A 21542-nucleotide genomic window follows, 5' to 3' on the forward strand; every position below is an offset into this window, starting at 1 on the left:
TATATCTCTTCTTTTACTGTTAGTTAATAGTGGAGTTTGCTTTTTCTTGCTTCGTGAAATAATCAATAATGCCCATTGCACTAATTTCTATATCTAGATGTAAAATATTATAAACGGAATGATCTGATGGAACGTTTAACTTTGTAAGATGAGAAGATATTTTATCCATTAACAAAGTTTGTAAAGCTTTAGTCGCTTCATCGAAATCATTATACTTTTCAAAGACTTCCTTACCAGTCTGAACGAAAATAGGTAGCCAATATTCCAGTTGATTGTATACTTCTGTAACATGAGAGGATGCGCCGTAATGACCGAAATAAATAGTATCTACATCCATACTTTGAATATGATTTTTAGAAGCAATCATCGCATCTGGTTGAAATTGTGAAGGGGACGTTGATGGTAGATACAGTTCTACACCAACGTTTGCGAGTTCTCTATAATAAATTCCAATTGTATCACCAGTGAAAATCCCGTTTGTTAATGAATCGTGAATGCTAATATGGTGCTTCGCATGTCCTGGTGTATCGTAAAATGTAAGGGTGCGGTCTTTTGCAATTTTTAACGTATCACCATGTTGTACAATACGAACACGTTCTTCTTCTATAGGAAGAATTGGATCAAATAGTTTATCAAAATCTTCTTTGTATACAGCTTTTGCACCTAAAATGAGTTTTGTTGGGTCAATCATATGACGAGCACCGCGAGAATGCACATATAAAGTAGCATTTGGGCACTTTTCCATCATTAAACCAGCAGCCCCTGCGTGATCTAAATGAACGTGTGTAACGATAATGTTTTTAACTGCGTTTAAATCAATATGTAATTGTTGTAAGCCTTCTAAAATATACGGAAGAGAAGGGGCTGCACAAGTTTCAATTAAAGTAATATCGTCACCTAATAAAACGTACGTACCAGTTCGTTCATTATGTTGTAAATCGAAATCATCAATCAGATATAGGTGAGAAGATAATTGCTCTACTTTTTTCATATTTACCACTCCTTATATACTTCATGTTTCTATTATACGCTAAAATAGAAAAAAGGCAGAAAACGAAGCTCGTCTTCTGCCTTTTTGTAATATTATTATTTCGTTTGTTGTTTATTAATAGACATAATGAACAGTCCAACAATCCCGCCTACTAATGGAAGCATAATCTCTCCTGCTAAATTAAAGTAGGAGCTTAAGAATAAACCATTTACATCGATTACCCAGCCAGTAACATACAATAACATCATATATAGTACGAAATAAAACTCGCGATTTGAAATCGTTTCATGTTGTGCAGTTTTCATAATGGACACCATCCTTTTCTTTTATAATGGAATATAAACTGTCACATTTTGTTCACATTTCAATTGTAAAACTTTCCATCATAAAAGTCTAGTAGTATGTGTCGAATTTTGAACGAAAATAAAGCGCTATCATTATATCTTATAAGTACGTAATAAGAGATGTATATTCACGAATGTAGTATAGTATAAACATAGAATGATAGTGAAGAGAGGGGCAAAGACAATGACAGTTTATGGTTTTTCAGCTAAAACAATTACCGGTGAAGAAAAATCGTTAAAAGATTACGAAGGAAAAGCACTTCTTATTGTAAATGTAGCTAGTAAATGTGGTTTCACACCGCAATATAAAGGATTACAAGAGGTGTATGATAAATATAAAGACCAAGGACTTGAAATACTCGGATTCCCTTGTAACCAATTCGGAGGACAAGAACCAGGTACAGAAGCGGACATTACTAGTTTTTGTGAATTAAACTACGGTGTAAACTTCCCAATGTTTGCAAAGGTTGATGTGAAAGGTGATAAGGCTCATCCTTTATATACATACATGACAGAACAAGCACCAGGTTTACTCGGTATGAAAGCAGTGAAATGGAATTTTACGAAGTTTTTAATCGGAAAAGACGGGAAAGTAGTAGGGCGTTTTGCGCCGCAGACGAAGCCGGTAGATTTAGAGGTTGAGATTGAGAAGGTACTTGGAGAATAATTAGGAGTTTCACTTTATTAAAAAACGTCTCAAAGAACAATGTAGTTCTTTGAGACGTTTTCTTTAAACTCACATTTTCAAGATTAAATTACTGTATCAAAGCCATCTGATTTAGGTAGAGAAGCTGCTTTTTTCATAAGCACTTCCCATAAGTGTACGGATTTCTTCCATTCTGCTGCAACCTGCCCCTGTTTATACATAGCATTCTCATAACTGGCAGTAAGTTGTTGCATATCGGCCGAGTTGTAAAGTGTATCGATATGGAGAGCGTATTCTCGGAATGTTTGACTTTCACCCCGTGGCATGCCAATTCTCGCAAATTGTTTTAAAAGTGCACCGTAAGCTTTTTGATAAACAGCATCATTTTTTCGGTATTTATAGAAATGAATAATAAGAAATGTCCTCCATATCATTCTAGTGGTGAAGAGAATGTATCCCATAATACTAATTAGTATCGTAGAGAGGAATACGTACCACCAAGAAAAACTAGTTTGAGAATTTGTGACCTTTTTAGTAGAAGCTTCTTCTGTATTTTTTATTAAACTTTTAAGTTTTGCTTCATTATTTCGTTGTTGTATTTGCGTGTTATTAGAATTATTTGTTTCGCTATTTTGTGAAATAGGAGCAGGCGTATTATTTATAAAATTATAGGGATTAGTAAATCCTTTTGTTGGTTCGAATGGAATCCATCCGTATCCTGGGAAATATACTTCGACCCAAGAGTGTGCGTTATCGTTCGTGATTGTATAAACATCCTCACCTTCTGCAGAGGCAAGTGTATTGTCAAGAGTTCCTTCTGTATAGCCTTTTACCCAGCGAGCAGGAATCCCGGCAGAACGAAGTAGTACAATCATAGACGTCGAAAAATTATTACAGTAGCCGCTTTTTGTATCGAAAAGGAATTGATCTACATAATCTTGGCTTTTGGCAGGGAATAAGACATTCGTTGATTCGTATGTAAAAGAGTTGTCTGTGAAGTAATTTTCAATAGCTAATACTTTATCATATCGGTTGTCTTTATCATTTGTAAGATTGACAGCCAAGTCTTTTACGCGCTGTGGTAATGACTTGGGAAGTTGTGTGTACTTTGTCATAAAATAAGGATTTGTTTCTTGACCTTCATTTGTTTTTACTAGCTTTCAAGTTTTCTATGGAAAACTCAGGGATCTCATATGTTACTTTATACGAATGTAAAGTAGTAGAAGAGTCTCCATTCATTGTATAAATTTTTTCTGAAAACGGGTCAACACTGTATGATACATCAGAAGCAGCCTCAACTGATACTAATCCTGCTGGATAGGTAAGGTGAGGGTAACTTTTTTGCATGGTAATTGTTGCCTCAGTCGTTTTCATTTTTGTATTTTGTTCGTACCAGCTTACGACGTCGTTTTTATTTTTAAAAGAAATCTTTTTCGGATTTTCAGAAATTTCCCAGCCTTTTCCTGTATAAAAATCTTTTGTTTCTACTCTCCAATATTGTTTGTTTTGCGTTCGTGCTGTGAAAACAACTGTAGGATCCGCCTTAAAAGGACCGCCTAATCGCGAGTCATCTAAACCATACCCAATTGTAGAAATTTTTTGTTCTTTACTTGCTTCAGATGTGTTGAATTTTAAAAAATCCATTGGGTTTGGCCATTGAGGGCCAAATTTTGGAGCAAAGTATGCAATGGTTGCTAATAATACGATAAATATTGTAAGTGGTCTAAGTAATTTTGAGATTTCTCTAGCATAATTTTGTAAGTGTTCACGTTCTTTTATTCGTTCTACTTGAAGAAGACTAAGCATAAAAAAGCCGATGACAACAGTACGAATAATAGCGTAGTTTGCATTGTATAAATGTAAGTTATGAAAAGTTGCGATATAAATAATAGTCAATACAAGGAATAGAAACCCACGTTTTTTATGAATAATCCAAAATGAAGTGAAAGAACTCAAAAACCAAAATGAGAGAAAAAATAAAACCGTCGGAAAAACTGGAGAAATATCTAGTAAATTCCCTTGGAAAAACAGGGAGGAATTTCGAAACATATCAGAAAAGAATGTTGTTAGCCAAGATGGATTTATAAAAGCATTTTTATAATATAGGGAATGAATGATAAATAAGACTGTGACAATTTTTATAGGAATCTGCCACCTCGTTTGAAAAAAAGAGAGAGCGAAGCAAATTCCTATAAATGTTACGAAAATATCTAATCTACCTACATTTGTAATACCTATAAGAGGTCTTAGCCATTCTAGTAAAAGAAGAAATACACATGCATGCATGAAGAATCTGTTCGTATCCCACTTGTATTTTGCTTGTAATATCATCATTTGTTCACCTCAAAAAACACGTTTGTATACCGGTTTTCATAAACCGTGTTTACAAATATTTGTCGTTTTTTTAGAGTTTCTAGTATACTGAGTTCTCGGTGTGAAAGTTGATTCGCTTTTTCTTTCACGACAAAAACCATACATTTTCTATTTCTTATAGCAGCACAATCAGCCGCCTTTTGAATATCGGGAGAAAGATTACTGGTCACGAGTATAACCGTGACGGGCTCATAAATTTTTCTTAGTTCCATGTCTACACTCTGGGAGAGCGGGAATACACTGTCTGCTTGTACTTTTGCTAAATGACAAAGGATTTGTTGTAACTGCGTATCTCCATTGTCTAAAGGGAAAATAGTTTGTTCTTTTCCGATAGACACGAATGATGCTGGTGAATTTTGTTTCAAGACAGCCCTTACGATAGAGGCAGTAAATGTGACGACTGATTCGAATAGAGGAGACTCGGTTCTGTCTATGAATATCATGATATTATGGCTGCGCTGTTGTTCAAACTCTTTTGTCATAATATTGTTTGTTCGTGCAGTTGCTTTCCAATCGATCCATGAAAAGCGATCGCCAGGTTTATAGTCTCTGACACCGACCGAGATTGTAGAGTCTTTTGCTGAATTTATATTTGCTGAAAGCGCTCCTTGTTCGAAATGATTTTCCAATTGTCGATACGCTATATCTACATACTGGGGATAGACTAAAAATGTATTTGGAACTGAAAAAGTTACTTCTTTCTCCATCATGCCGAATAAATCGCCAGTTTTGACACGAACGCTTGAAAAAGTGTGCTCGCCTCTAGGGATTGTGTCAATAACATATTGAAACGAAATATTTCGTTTCAATCCTGGGAAGAGTACTACCTTATTCATCTTTATTTGTTTACAACTTATAAATTGTGGTGGCAGTTCATCTTCTATAACTAAATAAAGTAAGGGAAAAGGAAATTTTCTTTTTATTGTAATCGTGCTTACAAATTGTTCTCCTACTACATATCCATTTTGGTTTGTTATTCGCTTTACTTCAGCGTCCCGTAAAGCGTAGAAGGGGAGTAGTAGTGAATAAAGAGCAATGGGAATTATGCTGTAAAATAAAAACCAACTGACAAACCCTCCTTGAAACATAGCGTACACAAATGTTAAGACTAGGCATAAAGGGAGTAGCAATAACTTCATAACGTGATATAGCGCTCGCAGCATTCGTTTCATCAAGGGTTCATCGCCCTTTGAGTAGGCACGGTAGTTCGTGCAACGATTTTTGCGATAACTTGTTCGCCAGTTATTCCTTCAAATTTTGCTTCCATTTTTAGAATGAGCCTATGCGCTAAAACGTAAGGAGCTAAAAGTTTAACATCGTCTGGAATAACATAATTTCTGCCATGGATAAATGCATAAGCTTGTGAAGCTTTCATTAAAGCAATTGAGCCACGTGGACTTGCACCTAGCTGTATAGAACTGTACGTACGAGTCTGATTAACAAGCTTTACAATGTAATGCTTAATTGCTTTGTCCATACTTACTACCCGTACGCTTTGTTGTAAATAAAGTAATTCTTCTATTGTAGTAATGGTCTGTAATTGAGAGAGTGGATTTGTTTTTTCCATCCGGTTTAAAATTTCAAATTCTTCTTCTGGTGTAGGATATCCCATTTTTAGTTTCAATAAGAAACGATCGAGCTGAGCTTCTGGTAGAGAATATGTTCCTTCATATTCGACCGGATTTTGTGTAGCCATGACAAAGAACGGCTTTGGTAAAGGTCTTGTAATACCATCTATTGTAATATTGCCTTCTTCCATACATTCAAGTAAAGCAGATTGTGTCTTTGGAGATGTACGATTAATTTCATCAGCAAGTACAAAATTCCCCATAATTGGTCCAGGCTTGAACTCAAATTGGAGCTCTTTCGGATTATAAATAGAAACTCCTGTTACATCTGACGGCAATAAATCAGGTGTAAATTGAATTCGCTTATAATCAGCATCAATGGATTTAGAAAGAGCACGTACTAGCATTGTTTTCCCGACACCAGGAACATCTTCTAATAGCACATGACCTTCAGCTAAGAGAGCTGTCAAAGCTAAGATTGTTTCTTTTCGTTTTCCGACCATTATTTTTTCTAATATTATTGATTATTTTTTCTACAATGGGATGTAATGAATCAAGCTGGGGCATCGTAATCCTCCTAATGTTATTATCGTTTTCTAATCTATTTAGCGGAAAATAGAATGTATCCATCTAATTGCGGCCAGTAAAGATTTTATCTTTAATTCTAAGAATATTCAGATTATTTATTCTGATTACATCTAGTATAATTGTTTCCGTAACTTAGGGCAATATGGTAAATAATGATTTCTCGTTTTATATGAAATATGTCTTACTATACAATAGTATAGTTGGAGGAAAATAAATTCCTTACAGGCAATAAAACCATGGGGATGATTTGTATCGTGGACGAAGTTGGTGAATTTAGAGATGAAGATTAGGAAAGTAATTGAGGAATCACTGAGTACTAATTTATACTCAATTTTCTTTTATGATGATAAAATTTATATTATATATTATTATATTATATTTATATAAAATTTTAAGGGGGGATATTGTGGAGAATGCAAAATGGACTACAATTAAAGTTATTTTAATAAATATGTTATTTCAAACGTTTGGATTGGGAATTATTACTTTTATTGTGTATAAAATTATTAAAGAAATTTACGGCATAGACTTGTTGTCATTAATGCAAGGAATTCTTAAGCCAATCCGTTTAGAATTGATAGTTTTGAGTGTATCACTGATTATAATTAGAGAATTTTACAAACGGTATAGATTTCATCAATCATTAGATCATTTGTACAGTATTAGTAGAGATTTTGAAAATCCAAAAGCTGTTTTCGAATGGAGTATTGTATATATAAATGGTGAAATTGATTTGCTAAAATTAAAAGTGGATATATTAAAGTCTTTTTCACCGATTCCAATAATAGTTCTATTTATTGGAGGTGTATTTGAAAAAAGTAAAATTATTGATTTAAATACTTATGGTATTGCTTCTCTTATTTTAATACTACTTTATTTTGGTTGGCTAATGACTATTTTTAGTGAATTTTCAACTCTAAGAAGAAAGCTTGCGTATTATGAACAACATTTAATTATGGTTGAAAATAAAAACTTATTTGATAAAAAACTGAGAAATCCTAGAGATTTCAGTGGGAAGTATGCAATTTACGAAGACAATAAAATAAAGTAGGGAAATGAATATAACAATATATCTATTCAATTTTTCCGCAATATTTATGTATTGATGAAGTGAAATGTTCTAGGTTACTGCACATTTAATCTTGATTATAGTAGACTTCAACTTTATTACTTAACTCATAATCATTATAAATGAATAATTATTTCCATTTTAATAATTGAGGAATAGAATAATTTTCAAAGAGTGTTAGAAAATCTTTAATTCCTTCCAACAATGAGGTTTTTCTAGATCCATTCTTTCCAGTTATAATTAGACGTTTAGATGTATGAACATCAATAGGGATTGAAAAATTTTCATGGTGTCTTATTTTATTGATTTGAGTTTCTTGTATGAAATGCTTGTTCATGGTCATGCCTCCTATATTTAAAATCCCAAGGTATTAATACATACATTTTATAAAAATAGGGAAAAGCCAGACCATAATGACCAGCTTGACTTGCTTAATTGATTAAACACTTAGTAGCATCTAATATAGTTTTACCTGAAATAGTAGACAAGATCTGTTGAAATCGCATTGGATCTTAACTTTATCATATCTTTTTAAAAATTTGATTTTTATTATGTTTTTTGGAAAGCCTTCTTCCAATCTTCTGCTGATGAGTCTCAATATTAAAAGAAGTAAAATACCAATTCTAGAATAAATATATTATTATCAAATGTTTAACCGAAATAAGTTTTGAAAAAATATCAAAAATTTTCTCGATGTGCTTAAAAAGAAAAACGCAGGAATTTCTCCTACGTTTTTTCTTTTGCAAAATAGTCGATACCTCAAAATAGCATTCTCCTAATAATTAAGATTAACCATAATCTTCACAACGGAACACAAGATTTTCTCACAAACTTATTTTCTACTGAATTTTTGACAATCTCTTGAACTGTGCGAAATGTCACATCTGTATTTTACAACCTCTCTTATAGTAAGGGTATGTAAGAGAGACGTATTAAAGGAGTGAACAGTATGAAGAAAAAAACTTCAGCACTAATGAGACGTTTAAAATATTTTTCGCCAATAGATCGTTATAACGATAATCATACACAAGAAACATATGAAGATCGCGAATGGGAAAATGTGTACAGAAAGCGTTGGCAGCATGATAAAGTAATTCGTTCTACACACGGCGTGAACTGTACTGGTTCATGTAGCTGGAATATATATGTGAAAGATGGAATTGTAACTTGGGAAGGGCAGGAGCTTAACTATCCGACTACAGGTCCTGATATGCCAGATTTTGAACCGCGAGGATGCCCACGTGGAGCAAGTTTTTCTTGGTACATTTATAGTCCACTTCGTGTGAAATACCCGTATGTACGTGGTGTTCTTTGGAATATGTGGCAAGAAGAATTGCAAAATAACGAGTCACCATTAGAGGCTTGGAAAAGCATTGTGGAAAACCGTGAAAAGGCACGTACGTATAAGCAGGCGCGTGGTAAAGGGGGATTCATTCGTGCGAATTGGGATGAAGTGTTACAACTCGTTTCAGCTTCATTACTGTACACAGTAATGAAATACGGTCCAGACCGAAATGTTGGCTTTTCACCAATTCCAGCTATGTCGATGTTAAGTCATGCTGCTGGTAGTCGCTTTATGCAACTTATGGGTGGACCGATGCTTAGCTTCTATGATTGGTATGCGGATTTACCACCAGCTTCTCCTCAAATTTGGGGTGATCAAACAGATGTACCAGAAAGTAGTGACTGGTATAACTCTGGTTACATTATGACATGGGGTTCAAATGTACCAATGACGAGAACACCAGATGCACACTTTTTAGCAGAGGTTCGATATAAAGGAACGAAAGTCGTTTCTGTCAGTCCTGATTTCGCTGAATCAACAAAGTTTGCGGATGATTGGATTAGTGTGAAACAAGGTACAGACGGTGCACTTGCGATGGCAATGGGACACGTAATCTTACAAGAATTTTACGTGGATAATCAAGTGGAATATTTCACAAAGTATGCGAAGCAATATACTGATTTTCCTTTCTTTGTCACATTGAAACAAAAAGGAGATCAATTCGTTGCTGATCGGTTCTTAAATGCTTCTGATATTGGACGAGAAACGAAGTTAGGGGAATGGAAACCTGTTCTTTGGAACGAGAATACGAATGATTTTGCAACACCTCACGGCACAATGGGGTCACGTTGGGATAATGAAAAGAAATGGAACTTGCGTTTAGAAGATGAAGAAACAGGTGAAAAGATTGATCCACGTCTTTCTTTACTTGGAATGGAAGAAGCGATTGGAACTGTACAAATTCCGTACTTCTCTGATGATGGAAACAAAGTATTAGAACGTACAATTCCAGTGAAAAAGGTTATGACAGAAGAGGGCGAATTGTTCGTTACAACTGTATACGACTTAACGTTAGCAAATTACGGTGTGAACCGAGGGCTTGGCGGACAAGAACCGAAAGACTTCAATGATGATATACCGTTTACACCTGCATGGCAAGAGAAAATGACAGGAGTAAAACGTGAGCTTATTATTCAAATCGCTCGTGAGTTCGCACAAAATGCTGTTGATACGAATGGTCGCTCAATGATAATTGTCGGAGCGGGTATTAACCATTGGTTTAACTCTGATACGATTTATCGCGCCGTTTTAAATCTTGTTCTTCTCGTTGGAGCACAAGGTGTAAACGGCGGTGGTTGGGCTCATTATGTTGGTCAAGAAAAATTAAGACCAGCAGAAGGATGGCAAACAATCGCGATGGCAAAAGATTGGCAAGGTCCACCGAAATTACAAAACGGTACATCCTTCTTCTATTTCGTAACAGATCAATGGCGTTATGAAGATACACCTGTTGGACATTTAGCATCACCAGTTGAAGGTAACTCTCGTTATCAACATCACGGTGATTACAACGTATTAGCTGCACGACTTGGCTGGTTACCTTCTTATCCAACATTCGAGAAAAATGGAATTGAATTATATAAAGAGGCTGTTGCTGCTGGTGCAACAACGCAAGAAGAAATCGGAAAATATGTTGCACAAAAATTAAAAGAAAAAGAACTGAAATTTGCGATTGAAGATCCAGATAACAAAAACAACTTCCCGCGCAACTTATTCGTATGGCGTGCGAATTTAATTTCGAGTTCTGGTAAAGGACATGAATATTTCTTAAAACATTTATTAGGTACAACAAACGGGTTAATGAATGACGACAGTGATTCATTACGACCAGAAGAAATAAAGTGGCATGAAGAAGCGCCAGAAGGGAAGCTTGATTTACTCATTAATTTAGATTTCCGTATGGCTGGAACAGCACTGTATTCTGATATCGTCTTACCTGCTTCAACTTGGTACGAAAAACACGATTTAAGCAGTACAGATATGCATCCATTTGTACATCCATTTAATCCGGCAATCGGTTCACCGTGGGAAGCGCGCTCTGACTGGGATATTTTCACTTCTCTTTCTAAAGCAGTGTCTGATTTAGCGAAGAAAATCGATCTTGAACCAATGAAAGAAGTTGTGGCAACACCGCTTCTTCATGATACACCGCAAGAATTAGCGCAACCACTTGGCAAGATTAAAGATTGGAGTAAAGGTGAATGTGAACCAATCCCAGGTAAAACGATGCCACAAATTCACGTTGTTGAAAGGGATTATAAAACGATTTATGACAAAATGACTGCGCTTGGACCAAATGCCGGAAAACAACCGATTGGTACGAAAGGGATCTCTTGGTCAGCAGAAAAAGAGTATGAGCAATTAAAGAGCAAATTAGGAGTCGTTCGAACGGATTCTATCGCGAAAGGTTGTCCAGACATCAAAGAAGCAATCAATGCTGCTGAAGCGGTATTAACACTATCTTCTACAACAAACGGTCATATGGCAGTAAAAGCATGGGAAGCACTTGAAAAACAAACAGATTTAAAACTACGTGATTTAGCAGAAGAACGTGAAGAAGAATGCTTTACATTCGAACAAATTACAGCACAACCGAAAACAGTAATTACTTCTCCGGCCTTTACAGGTTCAGAAAAAGGTGGACGACGTTACTCACCGTTTACAACAAATGTGGAACGTCTCATCCCTTGGAGAACGATAACTGGTCGACAATCTTTCTACTTAGACCATGACATGATGAAAGAATTTGGTGAAACGATGGCAACATTTAAACCAATTCTGCAACATAAACCGTTCCGTAAATCACGACCTGAAGTAGAAGGGAAAGAAATTACATTAAACTATTTAACACCGCATAATAAGTGGTCGATTCATAGTATGTACTTCGATTCATTACCGATGTTAACGCTATTTAGAGGTGGTCCAACTGTTTGGATGAATAAAGAGGACGCTGCTGAAGCGGGTGTTGCAGATAATGATTGGATTGAGTGCTTTAATCGTAACGGTGTTGTTGTAGCGCGTGCTGTTGTAACGCACCGTATACCGAGAGGAATGGCATTTATGCATCATGCGCAAGATCGTCACATTAACGTACCTGGTACGAAATTAACAAGTAATCGCGGGGGAACGCATAATAGTCCAACTCGAATTCACGTAAAACCGACACATATGATTGGTGGATATGGTCAATTAAGTTATGGATTTAACTATTATGGTCCAACTGGGAACCAGCGTGATTTAAATGTTGTAATCCGTAAACTGAAGGAGGTAGATTGGCTTGAAGATTAAAGCACAAGTCGGAATGGTAATGAACCTAGATAAATGCATCGGCTGTCATACTTGTAGCGTAACATGCAAAAACACCTGGACAAATCGTCCAGGTGCTGAATATATGTATTTCAATAACGTAGAAACGAAACCAGGTATTGGTTATCCGAAACAATGGGAAGATCAGGAGAAATATAAAGGCGGCTGGGAATTGAAAAATGGTGAAATTCAGCTAAAATCCGGTTCGAAAATGAAACGTCTTATGAATATTTTCCACAATCCAGATCAACCAACGATTGATGATTACTTTGAACCTTGGAACTATGATTATGAAACGTTAACAAATAGTCCGCAGCGTAAGCATCAGCCAGTTGCTCGTCCGAAATCAGCAATTACAGGCGAATTTATCGACAAAATTGAATGGGGTCCAAACTGGGAAGATGACTTAGCAGGTGGACATATAACTGGATTGCAAGATCCAAACGTAAAGAAAATGGAAGAAGAAATTAAAACAGATTTTGAAAACGTCTTTATGATGTATTTACCACGCATATGTGAACATTGTATGAATCCATCTTGCGTATCATCTTGTCCATCTGGTGCGATGTATAAACGTGAAGAAGATGGAATTGTTCTTGTAGATCAAAATGCATGTCGCGCATGGAGATTCTGCGTATCATCTTGTCCATATAAAAAAGTGTATTTTAACTGGCAAACGAATAAAGCTGAAAAATGTACAATGTGCTTCCCACGTATTGAAGCTGGTATGCCAACAATTTGTTCAGAAACATGTGTAGGACGTATCAGGTATATTGGAGTAATGCTATATGACGCTGATAAAGTAAAAGAAGCAGCTTCTGTTGAAGACGAAAAAGATTTATATGAATCTCAGCTTACTGTTTTCCTAGATCCAAATGATCCAGAAATAGCAGCTGAAGCGAAAAAACAAGGCATTCCTGAAGAATGGATTAAAGCAGCACAACAGTCACCTATCTATAAAATGATTATCGATTGGAAAATTGCTCTGCCTCTTCACCCGGAGTATCGTACAATGCCGATGGTTTGGTATATCCCTCCGCTTAGCCCAATTATGAACATGGTGGAAGGGAAAGGTAGTAACTGGCAAGCAGAAGAGGTTTTCCCTGCAATTGATAATATGCGTATTCCAATTCAATATTTAGCGAATTTACTCACTGCAGGGGATGAATCACACATTCGTCTTACATTGAAAAAAATGGCTGTTATGCGAACATATATGAGAGCACTGCAAATTAATAAAGAGCCAAATGAAGCTGTATTAAAAGAACTTGGTTTAACGAAACAGGATGTAGAAGATATGTATCGTCTTCTTGCCATTGCAAAATATAAAGATCGCTTCGTTATCCCGACATCTCACCGTGAACAAGTGGCAGATTTATATAGCGAACAAGGAAGCTGTGGTTTATCATTCACAGGTGGTCCAGGCTCTTGTATGACAATTTCTTAAATAAAGGGGGCAGAAAATTATGAGACAAAGTTTACAAACAGCTTTTTCTTGTTCTTCTTTTCTTCTCTCCTATCCTGAACTAGGGTGGAGAGAAGCTGTAACTGAATTGCAAGAAGAGGTTGAAACAATAAAACAGGAAGACGTTAAAGCGTCACTTACAGCCTTTATAAAGCAAGTGCTAAATAAAACGAATGATCAACTCATTGATAGTTACGTATATACATTCGATTTTGGTAAGAAAACAAATATGTATCTTACTTATATGAACACTGGTGAACAAAGAGAAAGAGGTATTGAATTACTGGAGTTAAAACAGCATTATAAAAAATCTGGTTTTGAAGTAACAGATAAAGAATTACCTGATTATTTACCGCTATTGCTTGAGTTCTTTGCAAATGCAAATGAGATAGACAGTGAACCAATTATGAGTAAATACACGGAGAATATACAAGCGTTACACGTTCAATTAAAAGAAGCAGACAGTATGTATGAACCAATTCTTGCGGCTGTTCTACTCGCTATCGAAACATGGGGTGTACAGACAAATTAGAAAGGAGAGTTGTTAAAATGATGGATCAATTTCTATGGGTATTGTTTCCCTATATCATTTTTGCAATCTTTATCGGTGGACATATTTTTAGATACAACTATGATCAATTTGGATGGACATCAAAATCTAGTGAACTATTAGAAAAGAAGATGCTCCGGGTCGGGAGTCTATTATTCCACTTTGGGATCATGTTCGTAATTGGCGGTCATGTTATGGGAATTTTAATTCCAGAAGCTGTATACCGTTCAATAGGTATCTCTGAGCATATGTATCATGTAGTAGCAATTAGTTTCGGACTTCCGGCAGGTGTTGCTTCTATTATCGGTTTAATTATATTAACGTACCGCCGCGTAACTGTAAAACGTATCATTGCAACGAGTACAAAGGGAGATTATATTGCGCTTATTTTATTACTTATCGTAATGCTAGCAGGACTTTCTTCAACATTTTTAAATATCGATTCAAAAGGATTTGATTATCGTACAACGATTGGCCCTTGGTTCCGAAGTCTCTTTATTTTCCAACCGAAAGTTGAATATATGATGGAAGTACCAATATGGTTTAAAATTCACATTCTCGCAGGGATGGGGCTTTTCGCAGTGTGGCCATTTACAAGACTTGTACATGTATTTAGTGCCCCAATTAAATATGTAAGCCGTAGTTATGTGATTTACAGAAGACGTATTCCTAATGAGTTGAAAAAATAATACTGCTGTAAACGGATAGGAGCTAATGGTTAAAACGAAACGAGGTCTAATATGGAAGGCCTCGTTTTTGTTTACATAGGGAATAAACGTTAATAAGTAGTTTAAATTGAAAAAAGATTAGCATCTAAATAAGATGCTAATCAATGCTACAAACAGAAGCAGAGCAATCTTCACAAGCAATTTCACATTTTAAAAATTGTAAATCGTGGATTGTAATCTTTCCTTTATGAATTGAAATTGTACCTTGCTTTTTTAATTCATTTAACATTCGATTTACACTTTCACGTGAAGTTGCACAGAAATTAGCGAGTTCTTGATTCGTTAATGGTAAATCGATGAGAATACCATTTTCTTTTAATACACCGTAACTATTTGTCATTCGTATAAGAGTAGAGTACAGGGCACCTTTTTTGCCGTGTAATACTAAATCTCGGAACTTCGTTTGCATTCTTCTTAAATGTTCACTAATCCATTTCATAAATTCAAATACAAGAGCGGGTTTTTGGAGTAATGCTTTTTCTAACGCTTCACGTTTTATTACACCTACTTCAACATCTTCAAGACATTTTGAGTTTAATAAATATTTTGCATTATCCGTGAACAATGTTAATTCTCCAATAATGTCATATTCCGAACAAATTCGAAGTGTTAATTCTTGTCCGTCAGCACTAAGTTTACTAATTTGTACTTTTCCTGAGTGAATGATATAGAGTTCTGTTGCCTCCATACCTTCTTGAAAAATAAAACTACCTTTTTTTATCTGCATTTTATATTCAACAGATGCAAGTAATTCTTTTAAATCTTGAGATAATGTCATACTGTTTGCCACAGTGATCACCTTTCTTCTTATAAGCAATACATTTCCTATTTTGAGTGTAAGTATGATGAAAATGCAAGAGCTATTTAAAAATAAATTGAAATTTCAATGACCGTAAGGAGGAGTGGCTAAAGATGTGAACAAAATGCGAACGGATTTGTGAAAAATTTTTGAATGGGGAAAGTGATGTGAGAAAAGTCACATTGAATATGTAGCTTCTTTTTTATAATGAAGGCAAATAAAAAAATGAAAGCTTACTAAGGATTGCAGCAGAAAAGAAGGGATATAGATGCACGAGAACATGAAAGATTCTTTAAAGCGGCCACTTCAAGATTTACGCATTTCAGTTATTGATCGTTGTAATTTTAGGTGCACATATTGTATGCCTGCTGAAGTGTTCGGACCTGATTATGCTTTTTTACAGGAAGAGTGTTTATTAACATTTAATGAAATAGAAAGGTTAGCGAGATTATTTATAAGTATGGGAGTTAATAAAATTAGGCTTACTGGCGGTGAACCTTTATTGCGTAAAGACTTACCGAAATTAATTGCAAGACTTACAAATCTAGAAGGCTTAAAAGACATCGGACTCACAACAAACGGAATTCATTTAGCAAAACAAGCTAAGGCGCTAAAAGACGCGGGATTAAAACGTGTAAATATTAGTTTAGATGCGATAGAGGACCATGTCTTCAAAAAAATTAACGGAAGAAATGTAAGTACAAAACCTGTACTGAAAGGAATAGAAGCAGCAAATGCTGCTGGATTAGAAGTAAAGGTAAATATGGTCGTAAAAAAAGGGATGAATGATAGTCAAATTCTTCATATGGCTCGTTATTTTAAAGAAAAAGAAATTCAGCTCCGTTTCATTGAGTTTATGGATGTAGGCAGTACAAACGGATGGAATTTTGAAGAAGTCATTACGAAGGAACAATTAATAGAGAAAATTAATCGTGTATATCCAATTGAGCCCGCTCAGCCTCGTTATTTTGGAGAGGTTGCGAAATTGTATCGATATGTAGGGAGTAATGCAGAAGTTGGATTTATTACTTCTGTTTCTGAGTCATTTTGTTCTTCTTGTACGAGAGCTCGTATTTCGGCAGACGGCAAGTTTTTCACGTGCCTATTTGGAGCGAAAGGAACGGATTTGCGAACGCTTCTTCGAGAAAATATTTCTGATGCATCACTATTAAAAATTTTAAATGATACATGGCGATATAGAACAGATCGATATTCAGATGAAAGAACGGTTGAAAGTACAAGTAAACGTCCAAAAGTTGAAATGTCTTACATTGGTGGATAGTGAAAGGAGGATTTCTTATGCAAGAGCGTTATTCAAGACAAGTGTTGTTTTCTGGAATTGGTGAAATGGGACAAAGAAAAATAAGAGAAAAGCATGTGCTCCTAATCGGTGCGGGTGCGCTAGGAGCTGCGAATGCAGAAGCACTTGCTAGGATGGGAATTGGGAAATTGACAATTGCTGATCGTGACTACGTCGAATGGAGTAATTTACAGCGGCAGCAGTTATATACAGAAGAAGATGCGCAGCAGTGTAAACCAAAAGCAATTGCAGCAGCAGAACATGTAAGAAAGATTAATTCTGAAGTGGAAATTGTACCAGTTGTAACAGATGTCACAATGCGAGAAATAGAAGAGTTAACAAAAGATGTGGATCTCATATTAGATGCGACTGACAATTTCGATACGCGTCTACTTATAAATGACATTTCACAAAAAGAAAATATACCTTGGATATATGGCGGATGCATTGGGAGTTACGGTGTAACGTATACAATTCTTCCTGGGAAAACACCATGTTTTCGCTGTCTAATGGATCATCCTATGGGCGGTGCAACATGCGATACAGCCGGAATCATTCAGCCAGCTGTACAAATGGTTGTTGCTCACCAAGTTACAGAGGCGATGAAAATATTGGTGGATGATTATGAATCATTAAGAGGGACAATGTTATCATTTGATATTTGGAACAATCAATATCTCTCATTAAAAGTAAATAGACAGAAGAAAAATACATGTCCATCTTGTGGAAATACACGCACGTATCCAAGTTTAACATTTGAAGCACAGATGAAAACGGAAGTGCTATGTGGACGGAATACGGTTCAAATCCGTCCAGGGATAAAACGTGTTCTTCATTTAGAGGAAGTTCAAAAACGATTACAAAAAAGTGTACTTGTCCAAAAAACGCCTTACTTACTATCATTTCTAATTGATGAATATCGTTTCGTTTTATTTACAGACGGTAGGGCATTTATTCATGGAACAAATGATGTGAAAATAGCAAAACGATTATACGCAAAATATATAGGATGAACAGAAAGAGAGTTGCCCCTTATTAAAACGAGGTGAAAAAAGAATGTTAGAAAAACGTATACCAATTCCAGTGGCAGAAGCAGTTGCACGTGTAATGGAATATGCTTACCAAGGTGAAATAGAAAAGGTTTCTCTTATAGAAAGCTACGGTAGAACACTTGGAGAAGATGTTATTGCAGATCATGATGTTCCGCATTTTGATCGCTCTCCGTACGACGGGTTTGCGATTCGAGCGGAAGATACAAAAGAAGCGAGTAGTAGTAACCCCATTCAGTTTGAAGTAATTGGCGAAATTGGAGCAGGCTTTGTTTTTACAGAAGAAGTGAAAGCATTTCAAGCTGTCCGTATTATGACAGGTGCCGCAATTCCGGAAGGGTGTAATGCGGTTGTTATGTTAGAGCTAACGGAAGGATTTGAAGAAAACGAAAAGATTTATATGGTATTAAAACGCTCTTTCTCTTCTGGCGATAACATTTCTCTTAAAGGAGAAGATGTAAACCAAAATAGCATCCTTGTGAAAAAAGGGACTGTTATTAATCCTGGAGTTGCAGCGCTTCTTGCTACGTTTGGTTATAGTACGGTATATGTTGTAAAACAGCCAGTCATTGGAATTGTAACGACAGGAAGCGAACTGCTTGAAGTACATGAACAATTAAAGCTAGGAAAGATTCGAAATAGTAACTCTTATATGATTGCTGCTCAAATTGAACGAGCCGGCGGAGTTGTACAGTATTATGGGCAATTCGCTGACGATTTAGAGACGTGTTATAACACTGTAAAAAAAGCGATGAAAGAAGTCGATATTTTAATTACAACTGGTGGCGTTTCGGTAGGAGATTATGACTATTTACCTGCTATTCATAAGAGGTTACAAGCTAATGTACTTTTTAACAAAATAGCGATGCGACCAGGAAGTGTGACAACTGTAGCTGAGGTAGAAGGAAAACTACTATTTGGTTTATCTGGTAATCCTTCTGCTTGCTATGTCGGTTGTGAATTATTTGTTCGGCCAGTTATTCGAACATACTTGTATAAGAAAAATCCGCACGTATTTCGTGCAGAGGCAATATTACAAAAAGACTTTCCGAAAGCAAATCCATTTACTCGATTTGTAAGAGGGAAAGTGGAAATTGTAGATGGAACATTGCAAGCTATACCAGTTGGTTTAGATAAATCTAGTGCAATTTCTTCACTTGCAGAGGCGAACGCATTTATCGTCCTGCCGGGAGGAACGAGAGGATTTGAAGCAGGAATAACTGTTTCGGTACTGTTATTAGAATCAAACGCTGGAAGTGAGTGGCCTTGGGAAGAACCACTTCGATCATACAAATAATAGAAAAATAGATTACTAACTTATACAAAGATAAGAGGTGCAAAATGATACAAACGTATTATGAAGTAATTGATACACCTATTTCAATTGAGGAAGTTACAAACAAAGTAATTCGTCGTGAGTGTGGCGCAGTTACTACTTTCGTTGGTACTGTTAGAGAATTTACGAAAGGACGTCGTACGCTACATTTAGAGTATGTAGCATATAAAACAATGGCAGAAAAACAACTTGAGAGAATTGGTACTGAAGTAGGAGAGAGGTGGCCTGGGACATTTGTCGCCATTACACATCGCATTGGTACATTACAAATTTCTGATCTTGCTGTTGTCGTCGCTGTTTCTACACCACACCGGAAAGCAGCCTATGAGGCGAACGAATATATTATGGAGCGTATAAAACAAATCGTTCCAATTTGGAAGAAAGAATTTTGGGAAGATGGTGAATCATGGATTGGTGATCAGTTAGAGAATGTAGCATATGAGAATGGTGAGCCTGAAGAGGAGATGAGAATATGATTGAAGTACTATTATTTGCACATTTACAAGAAGAAGTAAGTAAGCCAGCATTACAAATCGATTGTGAAAATATTACAGTTGCTGAACTAAAGAAGGTACTCATTAAGAAATACAACGTAGCGATTTCAAATGAAATCATGGTAGCTATAAATGAAGAGTATGCAAATGAGAATGACATCATTCAAACTGGTGATACTGTGGCGATGATTCCGCCAGTAAGTGGTGGTTGATTCTTTTCGACCTAATCATGTTACGACGTGATTAGGCTGGAGAGAATGAATATAACTATGCATACATAGGAGGGAACAGGATGAAAAGTCCTAATTTTCAATTAAGCTTACAAACTTCTAATCTAATTATAGGTTTTATGGTATGGGTCATTTTATCATCATTAATGCCTTATATTAAAGTGGATATCCCATTAACTGCGGGGCAAATTTCTATGGTCACAGCAGTACCCGTTATTTTAGGTTCTGTTCTTCGCATTCCAATTGGTTATTGGACAAATCGTTTCGGAGCAAGAAAATTATTCTTTATTAGTTTTATTCTATTATTACTTCCTGTCTTTTATATTAGTGTTGCCAATTCTATGATGGATTTAATTATTGGTGGATTATTTGTAGGAATCGGTGGTGCTGTATTCTCTGTAGGAGTAACTTCTTTACCAAAATACTTTCCGAAAGAGAGTCATGGTTTTGTAAATGGTATTTACGGTGTCGGTAACGCCGGAACAGCAATTACTTCATTTTTAGCGCCTGTTATCGCAACTTCAGTTGGCTGGAGAACGACAGTACAATGTTATTTAGTTTTACTTGCAGCATTTGCACTTATGAACTTTTTATTAGGTGATCGTAAGGAGAAAAAGGTGAATACACCATTAATGGAACAAATAAAAGGTGTATATAAAAATGAGAAACTTTGGTTTTTATGTATCTTTTACTTTTTAACATTCGGATCATTTGTCGCATTTACAGTATACTTACCAAACTTTTTAGTATCTCACTTCGGATTAGAGAAAGTAGATGCTGGTATGCGAACTGCAGGATTCATCGTACTCGCAACAATTATGCGTCCGATTGGTGGTTGGCTCGGCGATAAGTTTAATCCATTTAAAATATTAATCTTCGTATTTATCGGTTTAACACTTTCAGGTATTATTTTATCATTCATGCCTAGTATGAACGTGTATACATTTGGTTGCTTACTAGTCGCATTTTGTGCAGGCATTGGTAATGGTACAATCTTTAAACTCGTTCCAATGTACTTCTCAGAACAAGCAGGTATTGTAAATGGACTCGTTTCAGCTTTAGGCGGACTAGGAGGGTTCTTCCCGCCCCTAATTTTAACATTACTATTCCAACTAACAGGCCATTATGCAATTGGATTTATGGCATTATCAGAAGTCGCACTTGCTTGTTTAATCATTACAGTGTGGATGTATAGTCAAGAAAAGCTGTTAGTGATGTTAAAGAATCATTAATAAGGAAAAAGAACCATCCCAAAGTATTTTGGGATGGTTCTTTTAGTAATAGGCTTCAACATGTTTTTATTGATCTCTCAATAAACGCTTGTTTTCTATAAGAATGTGCTTTTAAAATGAAGATGTCAA

General features: G+C 35.8%; 17 protein-coding genes and 2 pseudogenes. 12 read left to right on the top strand and 7 right to left on the bottom strand.

Annotated elements, in window-relative coordinates; translation table 11 throughout:
- Positions 1-19: 19 nt before the first annotated feature.
- The gene (locus HMPREF1014_RS10635) at positions 20-991 is read right to left on the bottom strand and encodes an MBL fold metallo-hydrolase (protein WP_000755003.1); all 972 of its coding nucleotides are present in this window, start codon (positions 989-991) and stop codon (positions 20-22) included.
- 95 nt (positions 992-1086) lie between these two features.
- Positions 1087-1296: a DUF3925 domain-containing protein gene (locus tag HMPREF1014_RS10640; protein ID WP_000844984.1), complete on the bottom strand. Its 210-nt coding sequence runs from the start codon at positions 1294-1296 to the stop codon at positions 1087-1089.
- A gap of 223 nt (positions 1297-1519) precedes the next feature.
- Here HMPREF1014_RS10640 and bsaA point away from each other — a divergent pair, with 223 nt between their 5' ends.
- The gene (gene bsaA, locus HMPREF1014_RS10645) at positions 1520-2002 is read left to right on the top strand and encodes a glutathione peroxidase (protein WP_000219448.1); all 483 of its coding nucleotides are present in this window, start codon (positions 1520-1522) and stop codon (positions 2000-2002) included.
- An 83-nt stretch (positions 2003-2085) separates the two neighbouring features.
- Here the strand turns inward: bsaA and HMPREF1014_RS10650 are convergent.
- From HMPREF1014_RS10650 to HMPREF1014_RS10660, 3 genes and pseudogenes are all read right to left on the bottom strand, one after another.
- Positions 2086-4315: pseudogene (locus tag HMPREF1014_RS10650) on the bottom strand (transglutaminase TgpA family protein).
- The gene (locus tag HMPREF1014_RS10655; protein ID WP_000827541.1) at positions 4312-5526 is read right to left on the bottom strand and encodes a DUF58 domain-containing protein; all 1215 of its coding nucleotides are present in this window, start codon (positions 5524-5526) and stop codon (positions 4312-4314) included. The pseudogene HMPREF1014_RS10650 and the gene HMPREF1014_RS10655 overlap by 4 nt, the downstream one beginning before the upstream one ends.
- Positions 5526-6489, bottom strand: a pseudogene (locus tag HMPREF1014_RS10660) (AAA family ATPase). Before HMPREF1014_RS10660 ends, HMPREF1014_RS10655 begins: the two are co-directional and overlap by 1 nt.
- A 427-nt stretch (positions 6490-6916) precedes the next feature.
- Between HMPREF1014_RS10660 and HMPREF1014_RS10665 the strand changes: the two are divergent.
- Positions 6917-7561: a hypothetical protein gene (locus HMPREF1014_RS10665; protein WP_000426466.1), complete on the top strand. Its 645-nt coding sequence runs from the start codon at positions 6917-6919 to the stop codon at positions 7559-7561.
- Positions 7562-7709: 148 nt separating this feature from the next.
- Here HMPREF1014_RS10665 and HMPREF1014_RS10670 read toward each other — a convergent pair whose 3' ends face one another.
- Positions 7710-7916: a hypothetical protein gene (locus tag HMPREF1014_RS10670; RefSeq protein WP_001032755.1), complete on the bottom strand. Its 207-nt coding sequence runs from the start codon at positions 7914-7916 to the stop codon at positions 7710-7712.
- A gap of 612 nt (positions 7917-8528) precedes the next feature.
- Between HMPREF1014_RS10670 and HMPREF1014_RS10675 the strand changes: the two genes are divergently transcribed.
- The 4 genes from HMPREF1014_RS10675 to narI are packed head-to-tail and all read left to right on the top strand — an operon-like array spanning position 8529 to position 14934.
- Complete coding sequence (locus HMPREF1014_RS10675) at positions 8529-12212, top strand: nitrate reductase subunit alpha (RefSeq protein WP_000730782.1); 3684 nt, start codon at positions 8529-8531, stop codon at positions 12210-12212.
- Positions 12202-13677 (top strand): nitrate reductase subunit beta, encoded by a 1476-nt coding sequence (narH, locus tag HMPREF1014_RS10680; RefSeq protein WP_000692664.1) that lies wholly within the window; start codon positions 12202-12204, stop codon positions 13675-13677. The genes HMPREF1014_RS10675 and narH overlap by 11 nt, the downstream gene beginning before the upstream one ends.
- A gap of 19 nt (positions 13678-13696) precedes the next feature.
- A complete protein-coding gene (gene narJ / locus HMPREF1014_RS10685; RefSeq protein WP_001249925.1) occupies positions 13697-14227 on the top strand; it encodes a nitrate reductase molybdenum cofactor assembly chaperone in 531 nt (176 codons plus the stop codon).
- 17 nt (positions 14228-14244) lie between these two features.
- A complete protein-coding gene (narI, locus tag HMPREF1014_RS10690) occupies positions 14245-14934 on the top strand; it encodes a respiratory nitrate reductase subunit gamma (protein ID WP_000969225.1) in 690 nt (229 codons plus the stop codon).
- A 136-nt stretch (positions 14935-15070) separates the two neighbouring features.
- Here narI and HMPREF1014_RS10695 read toward each other — a convergent pair whose 3' ends face one another.
- The gene (locus tag HMPREF1014_RS10695) at positions 15071-15763 is read right to left on the bottom strand and encodes a Crp/Fnr family transcriptional regulator (protein WP_000013866.1); all 693 of its coding nucleotides are present in this window, start codon (positions 15761-15763) and stop codon (positions 15071-15073) included.
- Between the two features lie 277 nt (positions 15764-16040).
- Between HMPREF1014_RS10695 and moaA the strand changes: the two genes are divergently transcribed.
- From moaA to narK, 6 genes are all read left to right on the top strand, one after another.
- Entirely contained in the window at positions 16041-17054 is a 1014-nt protein-coding gene (gene moaA, locus HMPREF1014_RS10700; RefSeq protein ID WP_000545030.1) for a GTP 3',8-cyclase MoaA, read from the top strand.
- A gap of 17 nt (positions 17055-17071) precedes the next feature.
- A complete protein-coding gene (locus HMPREF1014_RS10705) occupies positions 17072-18085 on the top strand; it encodes a molybdopterin-synthase adenylyltransferase MoeB (RefSeq protein WP_001158128.1) in 1014 nt (337 codons plus the stop codon).
- A 43-nt stretch (positions 18086-18128) separates the two neighbouring features.
- Complete coding sequence (locus HMPREF1014_RS10710) at positions 18129-19418, top strand: molybdopterin molybdotransferase MoeA (protein ID WP_000890782.1); 1290 nt, start codon at positions 18129-18131, stop codon at positions 19416-19418.
- Positions 19419-19462: 44 nt separating this feature from the next.
- Entirely contained in the window at positions 19463-19933 is a 471-nt protein-coding gene (locus HMPREF1014_RS10715) for a molybdenum cofactor biosynthesis protein MoaE (RefSeq protein WP_000616829.1), read from the top strand.
- Positions 19930-20163 (top strand): molybdopterin converting factor subunit 1, encoded by a 234-nt coding sequence (moaD, locus tag HMPREF1014_RS10720; protein ID WP_000573682.1) that lies wholly within the window; start codon positions 19930-19932, stop codon positions 20161-20163. The genes HMPREF1014_RS10715 and moaD overlap by 4 nt, the downstream gene beginning before the upstream one ends.
- 80 nt (positions 20164-20243) lie before the next feature.
- Positions 20244-21413 (top strand): nitrate transporter NarK, encoded by a 1170-nt coding sequence (gene narK / locus HMPREF1014_RS10725; protein WP_000841857.1) that lies wholly within the window; start codon positions 20244-20246, stop codon positions 21411-21413.
- Positions 21414-21542: the final 129 nt, after the last annotated feature.

Origin of the sequence: Bacillus sp. 7_6_55CFAA_CT2 (assembly GCF_000238655.1) — a bacterium.
Lineage (GTDB): Bacteria > Bacillota > Bacilli > Bacillales > Bacillaceae_G > Bacillus_A > Bacillus_A cereus.

Coding starts and splice junctions, on each gene's coding strand:
- HMPREF1014_RS10635 (WP_000755003.1), bottom strand. CDS start 991: ATGAAAAAAGTAGAGCAATTATCTTCTCACCTATATCTGATTGATGAT.
- HMPREF1014_RS10640 (WP_000844984.1), bottom strand. CDS start 1,296: ATGAAAACTGCACAACATGAAACGATTTCAAATCGCGAGTTTTATTTC.
- bsaA (WP_000219448.1), top strand. CDS start 1,520: ATGACAGTTTATGGTTTTTCAGCTAAAACAATTACCGGTGAAGAAAAA.
- HMPREF1014_RS10655 (WP_000827541.1), bottom strand. CDS start 5,526: ATGAAACGAATGCTGCGAGCGCTATATCACGTTATGAAGTTATTGCTA.
- HMPREF1014_RS10670 (WP_001032755.1), bottom strand. CDS start 7,916: ATGAACAAGCATTTCATACAAGAAACTCAAATCAATAAAATAAGACAC.
- HMPREF1014_RS10675 (WP_000730782.1), top strand. CDS start 8,529: ATGAAGAAAAAAACTTCAGCACTAATGAGACGTTTAAAATATTTTTCG.
- narJ (WP_001249925.1), top strand. CDS start 13,697: ATGAGACAAAGTTTACAAACAGCTTTTTCTTGTTCTTCTTTTCTTCTC.
- narI (WP_000969225.1), top strand. CDS start 14,245: ATGATGGATCAATTTCTATGGGTATTGTTTCCCTATATCATTTTTGCA.
- moaA (WP_000545030.1), top strand. CDS start 16,041: ATGCACGAGAACATGAAAGATTCTTTAAAGCGGCCACTTCAAGATTTA.
- HMPREF1014_RS10705 (WP_001158128.1), top strand. CDS start 17,072: ATGCAAGAGCGTTATTCAAGACAAGTGTTGTTTTCTGGAATTGGTGAA.
- HMPREF1014_RS10710 (WP_000890782.1), top strand. CDS start 18,129: ATGTTAGAAAAACGTATACCAATTCCAGTGGCAGAAGCAGTTGCACGT.
- HMPREF1014_RS10715 (WP_000616829.1), top strand. CDS start 19,463: ATGATACAAACGTATTATGAAGTAATTGATACACCTATTTCAATTGAG.
- moaD (WP_000573682.1), top strand. CDS start 19,930: ATGATTGAAGTACTATTATTTGCACATTTACAAGAAGAAGTAAGTAAG.
- narK (WP_000841857.1), top strand. CDS start 20,244: ATGAAAAGTCCTAATTTTCAATTAAGCTTACAAACTTCTAATCTAATT.